The organism is Micromonospora sp. NPDC002411, from assembly GCF_053592955.1.
Map to the genome: position 1 here is coordinate 1 of NZ_JBSFBM010000372.1, position 6151 is coordinate 6151.

Annotated in this window: 6 protein-coding genes; 1 reads left to right on the plus strand and 5 read right to left on the minus strand. The window is 72.2% G+C overall.

The features are described 5' to 3' along the window. Nucleotides 1–1212 (plus strand): carboxyl transferase domain-containing protein (locus ACWCO3_RS29885; RefSeq protein WP_450013215.1); only part of this gene is annotated, 1212 nt, incomplete at its 5' end. Nucleotides 1213–1289: 77 nt separating this feature from the next. Here the strand turns inward: ACWCO3_RS29885 and ACWCO3_RS29890 are convergent. The 5 genes from ACWCO3_RS29890 to ACWCO3_RS29910 form a co-directional block, all read right to left on the minus strand. Then, entirely contained in the window at nt 1290–1751 is a 462-nt protein-coding gene (locus ACWCO3_RS29890) for a hypothetical protein (RefSeq protein WP_145780356.1), read from the minus strand. Nucleotides 1752–1857: 106 nt separating this feature from the next. Continuing rightward, nucleotides 1858–2745, minus strand: coding sequence for a M23 family metallopeptidase (locus ACWCO3_RS29895; RefSeq protein WP_208744990.1), 888 nt, complete (start codon nt 2743–2745; stop codon nt 1858–1860). Between the two features lie 106 nt (nt 2746–2851). Further along, the gene (locus ACWCO3_RS29900; RefSeq protein WP_244311659.1) at nt 2852–3430 is read right to left on the minus strand and encodes a sigma-70 family RNA polymerase sigma factor; all 579 of its coding nucleotides are present in this window, start codon (nt 3428–3430) and stop codon (nt 2852–2854) included. A 67-nt stretch (nt 3431–3497) separates the two neighbouring features. After that, nucleotides 3498–5396 (minus strand): ABC transporter ATP-binding protein, encoded by a 1899-nt coding sequence (locus ACWCO3_RS29905; protein ID WP_423437778.1) that lies wholly within the window; start codon nt 5394–5396, stop codon nt 3498–3500. After that, the coding region (locus ACWCO3_RS29910) for an ATP-binding cassette domain-containing protein (RefSeq protein ID WP_450013219.1) at nt 5393–6151 on the minus strand (759 nt) is incomplete at its 5' end. The genes ACWCO3_RS29905 and ACWCO3_RS29910, both read right to left, overlap by 4 nt.

The following is a 6151-nucleotide window of genomic DNA, read 5'->3' on the forward strand; positions in this document are numbered from 1 at the left end:
CAGCCGTACTGGAACGCCGAGGCGACGATGCTCATGCACACCAAGGGCATCCTGGTGATGACCCCGGACTCCGCGATGGTGCTCACCGGCAAGCAGTCGCTCGACTTCTCCGGTGGTGTGTCCGCGGAGGACAACTTCGGCATCGGTGGCTACGACCGCGTGATGGGCCCCAACGGGCAGGCGCAGTACTGGGCGCCGAACCTCACGGCCGCCCGGGACGTGGTGATGGCGCACTACGACCACGCGTACGTCGCCCCCGGCGAGGACGCTCCCCGGCGGGCGGTCACCTCCGACCCGACCGAGCGCGACATCTCCGACTTCCCGCACGACGTGGCGGGCAGCGCCTTCCGCACCGTCGGGGAGATCTTCTCCGTCGAGGCGAACCCGGACCGCAAGAAGCCGTTCGACATCCGTACGGTGATGCGGGCCCTCTCCGACCAGGACCACCCGGTCCTGGAGCGGTGGGCGGGCATGGCGGACGCGGACACCGCTGTCGTGCAGGACGTCCACCTCGGTGGCATTCCGGTCTGCCTGCTCGGCATCGAGTCCCGGTCGGTGCCCCGGCACGGTTTCCCGCCCACCGACGGCCCGGACACCTACACGGCGGGCACGCTGTTCCCCCGCTCGTCGAAGAAGGCGGCGCGGGCGATCAACGCGGCCAGCGGCAACCGACCGCTCGTCGTCCTGGCGAACCTGTCCGGCTTCGACGGCTCACCGGAGTCGATGCGCAAGCTGCAACTGGAGTACGGCGCCGAGATCGGTCGGGCGATCGTCAACTTCGACGGGCCGATCGTCTTCTGCGTGATCTCGCGCTACCACGGCGGTGCGTTCGTGGTGTTCTCGAAGGCGCTGAACCCGAACATGACGGTGCTCGCGTTGGAGGGCTCGTTCGCCTCGGTGCTCGGCGGCGCACCCGCCGCCGCTGTGGTGTTCTCCGCCGACGTCAACGCCCGGACGGCGGCCGACCCGCGCGTGCGGGACCTGGAGGCCAGCGTGGCGGCCGCCAGCGGCACCGAACGCGCCGCCCTGACCGCGGAACTCGACGAGCTGCGCTCGTCGGTGCGGGCGGAGAAGCTCGGCGAGGTCGCCGCGGAGTTCGACCGGGTGCACAACATCCACCGCGCGGTCGAGGTCGGCTCGGTGGACGCTGTCGTCCGCGCCGCCGAACTGCGTCCTCGCATCATCGAGGCCATCGAGGCCCGCCTGGGCTAGTTGCCCGCGTACGACGTCAGCACCACCGGTCGACGACCGGTGGTGCTGACGTGTGGAAGGGTGAGGCGCGTGGCGGTCTAGCTGAGCGCCGCGTTCAGCGCGACGGCGATGACGAACCAGACGACGACCGTGCCGATGCCGACTCCGACCATGGCGAGCGCCTTGACGGCAGGTGTCATCCGGGTGTGGGCAACTGTCAGGTTTCCCCAGACGCCCAACGCCCCGACCAGCGCGCCCACAATACCGCCGACGGTGAACAGCAGGATCGGCAGCAGAACCAGGATGCGCAGGAAGATCGGCATGGAGGGCCCGGTCCGGTGCTGCACACCGTTGATCTCCACCGTCGGGTAGGGGTCGGCGAGAACGGTGCGAACCGTTGCCTGGACGACACCACCGTCCACCGTCGGCAACGCGTAACGTCTGCCCGTCCTGGGGGCCGGCACTCCGCCGACGGTCACGGCAGGGTGGCCAAAGAGTGCCTTGGTGGCGATGACGATCGGGCCAGCTACGCCGGCGACGTTGAGAGGTTCGGTGTTCACCGGCGTGATCTTAGGAACCGCTGCCCGCCTCGTCCATCCCCTTGATCATGCGGGTCGGCCCCCACGTCAGGTGGCGCGGCCCAGCAGTCGGTGGAGGACTCGGGCGTCAGTTCCACCGGTCCTGGTTGAGGAAGCGGGCAAAGCCTCGCCACGAGTTCGGCCCCATCACCCCGTCGATCGGGCCGGTGTAACCCCACCCCGAGGCGAGGCGCTGGACCGCCGCCCAGGTGTTCGCTCCCGGCACGCCGTCGATCGGACCGGTGTAGCCGTAGCCGCGCATGGCCAGTTGCAACGCGGCATAGGTCCGCACCCCGGGAGCGCCGTCGATCGGGCCGGCGTAGCCGGAGGTGATCCGCAGCCAGTTCTGCATGCGTTTGTAGAAGATGGTGCCGGGGACGCCGTCCTGCTCGGTGGATGTCTTCGGCAGACCGCCGCCACCCGGGTTCTGGTTGACGTAGGTCAGCGGGTTGATGCGTACGCCGCTGGGGTTGATCATGTGCCAGTGCACGTGGGGGCCCGTCGAGCTGCCGGAACCGGGGGCGCCAGCCGCACCACCCGAGCGGCCCACGATCGCGCCGGCGCCGACGGCGGTGCCGTTGGCCAGCAGGAACTGCGACAGGTGCAGGTACTGGCTGCGGTAACCGTCCGCGTGCTGGATCGTCACCGTGTGGCCGCCCGTACCGTTGTTCGGGATGTTCTGGATCGTGCCGGCACCGCAGGCCGGCAGGTCCGTCCCGACGCCCATCGCGAAGTCGATGCCGCCCAACGAGCCGCGGTTGAGGTGCTCCTGCCAGCTTCCGGTGATCGGGTAGCCGGCGAACGGGTTGTAGATGGCGGGAGCGGCACGAGCGGTCCCCGGCAGACCGATGACACCGCCGACGGCGAGGGCCCCGCCAGCCGACACGGTTCCGCGCAACAGCCTGCGGCGGCTCAACCCCGTCCGCGGCTGCTTCCCGTCGTCGCCGCAGCAGGCAGGCAGAGGGTCGTGTCTCATCATCAGTCTCCGTACGGTCGCAGATGACCATGGACCATCGAGGGTAGCCACTGGAGTGACTTCGCTCAATGTCAGGAACGCCGCACGGTGCCTGTGGAATCCGCCCTCAGCCGGTTCGCCGGTCGTGGCCCGGGGCGCTGTCGAGCTGCCAGGCCGTAGCGAGATCCTCGCGTGCCCGGGCCACCCGGGACCGGATCGTGCCGACCGGGCACTGGCAGATCTCCGCCGCCTCGGCGTACGACAGGCCGAGCACCTGGGTGGCCACGAACGCCTCGCGGCGATCTCGGGCCAGGCCGGCGATCAGCTGGTGCAGCGTCACGCTCTCGTCGGCGCCGGCGGTGATCGCCCCGGCGGCCTCGGCCGCCGCCTGCCAGTCCGGCACGGACGCCAGCCTCGGCCGGACCACCGCCGTGCGTACATGGTCGACGGCGACCCGCCGGGCGATCGTGAACACCCACGTGCGGGCTGACGAGCGGCCGGCGAAGCCGGGCAGGTTGCGGAATGCCCGCAGGAACGTCTCCTGGGTCAGGTCGTCGGCCTCACCCGGCCCGGCGAGATGCGACAGGAACCGCCAGACCTGGTCCTGGAGGGCCCGGATGAACGCCGTGGCGGCCTGCTGGTCGCCCTGGCCCGCATCCTGCGCCCACCGGGTGACCTGGGCGTCGTCAACGCCGCCGGTCCGCACAGACCACCGTCCTGTGTGCCACGGGCGCTCCTTCTCGGCCGAGAGGCCGTCGTCGGGACGCCGCCGGTCAGCCGCGCACTCTGGTTGTCGCCGGCTGGTCCGGAAAAGTTCCCGGGGCTCCCACATTCGGGTGACGGTTCCCCTCGGTGCTCTCCCGTGCGGGCGGCGGCACCGGGTCGGGCGTACGCCAGGAACGCCACAGGTTGCTGTAGCCGCCACCGGCCGCGAGCAGCTCGGCGTGCGTACCGTGCTCGGCGACGCGGCCGTGGTCCAGGACGACGATGCGGTCCGCGGTGGCCGCCTGGCTGAGCCGGTGGGCGACGACCAACGTGGTACGGCCCTCGGTGGCCGCCACGGCGGCCCGATCGAGGTCGCGCGCGCCCGCGCTGCCCGCCTCGGCGGTGGCCTCGTCGAGGACCGCGACGGCGGGGTCGGCGAGAACGAGCCGGGCCAACGCGAGGTGCTGGGCCTGCGCCGCGGTGAGCTGCCGTCCGCCCTCCCCCACCGCGGTCGCCAGCCCGTCCGGCAGGGTACGCAGCCACCCGGTGGCGCCGACGAGGTCGAGGGCGCGGGTCAGCTCGGCGTCGGTGGCGTCCGGGTCGGCCAGGCGCAGGTCGTCGGCGAGCGGCCCGGCGAACACGTGCACCTCCTGGCTGATCAGGGCGATCTCGCGCCGGAGCTGGTGTTCGCCGAGCTGGGCCAGCGGCACGTCGCGCAGGCGCACCGAACCCTGGCTGGGCTCGATGATGCCGGCGATGATGCCGGCGAGCGTGCTCTTGCCCGCACCGCTCGCGCCCACCAGTGCCACCCGCTCACCGGGCGCGAGACGGAGGGTGATGTCCCGCAGCACGACAGGTCCGTCGTCGTAGCGGTGCTGCGCGACTGTCACCTCCAGCGCCGCCGGCTCGGGCCGCTCCGGACGGGCAGGCCGGCTGCTGTCGGGCGATGCGGTGTCCGGCAGTGTGGTCACCCCGACGAGCCGGGCGAGGCTCGCCCCGGCCTGGAGCACCGAGTCCGACTCGAACAGCAGCAGGCCGATGGGGTTGAAGAGGCGGTGGAAGTAGAGGGCGGCGGTGGTCGCCGCGCCGACGGTGGACAGGTCCTCGCGGACCAGCAGGAAGCCGGCGAGCAGCACGGCGGCCAGCCCCACGAACTCGGACCTGTTGATGCGCAGTCCGAACCGGGTGAACAGGCCGAAGATCTCCAGCGACAGGTCGCGGGCGACGCCGGAACGATCCGCGATCCGCGCGACGTGCGCGTCCTCCATCCGGTAGGCGCGTACCGTCGCCGAGCCGCGCAGCGCCTCGGCCGTCGCCTGCGTACGCTCGCCCGTCGCCACCCGCTCGCGGGCGTAGTACGGCACCGACCGCCGGAGGTACCAGCGCAGCGCCAGCGCGTACGCCGGTGCGGCGGCCAGCCCGGCGATGCCGAGCCGCCAATCGAGGGCGAAGAGCCCCAGCGCTGTCAACACGACGGACAGCGTCGCGCCGAGGAAGGCGGGGCCGCTGGTGGCGATCACGTTCGTCACCACTGCCACGTCGTCGCCGGCCCGGGCCACCAGGTCGCCGGTCCCGGCTCGTTCCAGGGTGGCCGACGGCAGGTGCAGGGCACGGTCGAGGACCCGCTCCCGGAGCCGGGCCAGCACTGTCTCGCCGAGGCGTGCGGCGACCGCGGCTCCGGCCGCGGTGAGGAGCCCCGCGAGCACCGCCGCGCCCGCGATCACGCCCGACCAGGCCACGACCTGCTGTGTGTCGGTTCCGGCGATGACGTCGTCGACGAGGCGACCGAGCACCCACGGGGCGACGAGCCCGGTCGCGGACGCGGCGACCAGCAGCGTGCCGGCGACGGCGCTGAGCAGCGGCAGGCGGGCCAGCTCGATCCGAAGGGCGGCCCAGGTCTGCCGGCCGGTGGCCGTCGGCAGCAAATGCCGGGCCTCGACGCCGCTCGCGGTCGACGGGTCGGTCATCGCAGGACCTCTTCCCGGTAGCGGGTGTCAATGGCGAGCAACCGCTCGTGCGGCCCCTCGGCGACGACCCGACCCTTGTCGATCACGGCGACCCGGTGCGTGACGTGCAGCAGGGCCGGGCTGGTGGTGATCAGCACCGTGGCGCGGGTGTCCGCCGCGCGGACCGAGGCCAACCCTTCGGCGAGCAGTGCCTCGGTCACCGCGTCGACAGCGGTGGTGGGGTTGTGCAGTACCAGCACCGGTGGGTCGGCGACGAGCGCACGGGCGAGCCCGATCCGCTGCCGTTGACCGCCGGACAGGTTCGCTCCCCGCTCGGTGAGCCGGCGGTCGAGACCGTCCGGGTGTGCGGCGAGCACGTCCTCGGCGGCGGCAGCCCGCACGGCGGCTCGCAGGACCGTGTCGTCGACGTGGGCATCGGCGCTGAGGTTGGCGCGCAGGGTGCCCTCGAACAGCGCCACGTCGTGTGGCTCCACCAGGACGACGGCACGCGCGGCGTCGATGTGCAGGTCCTCGACGGGTACGCCGTCGATGTACAGCGTCCCCCGGTAGTCCGCGTGGTGCACCCGGCCGGCCAGCAGCGCGACGAGCGCTTCGGCCTCGCTCGGGTCGTAGGCGAGCACGCCCAGGATCTCACCGGCGCGGACGTGCAGGTTGACGGTGTCGAGGCCCGCGTGCGAGACCCCGTCGAGGGCGAGCCGCACGCGGTCAGGGACGACACGAAGTCCGCCGCGCACGACGTCAAGGACCAGGCCCAG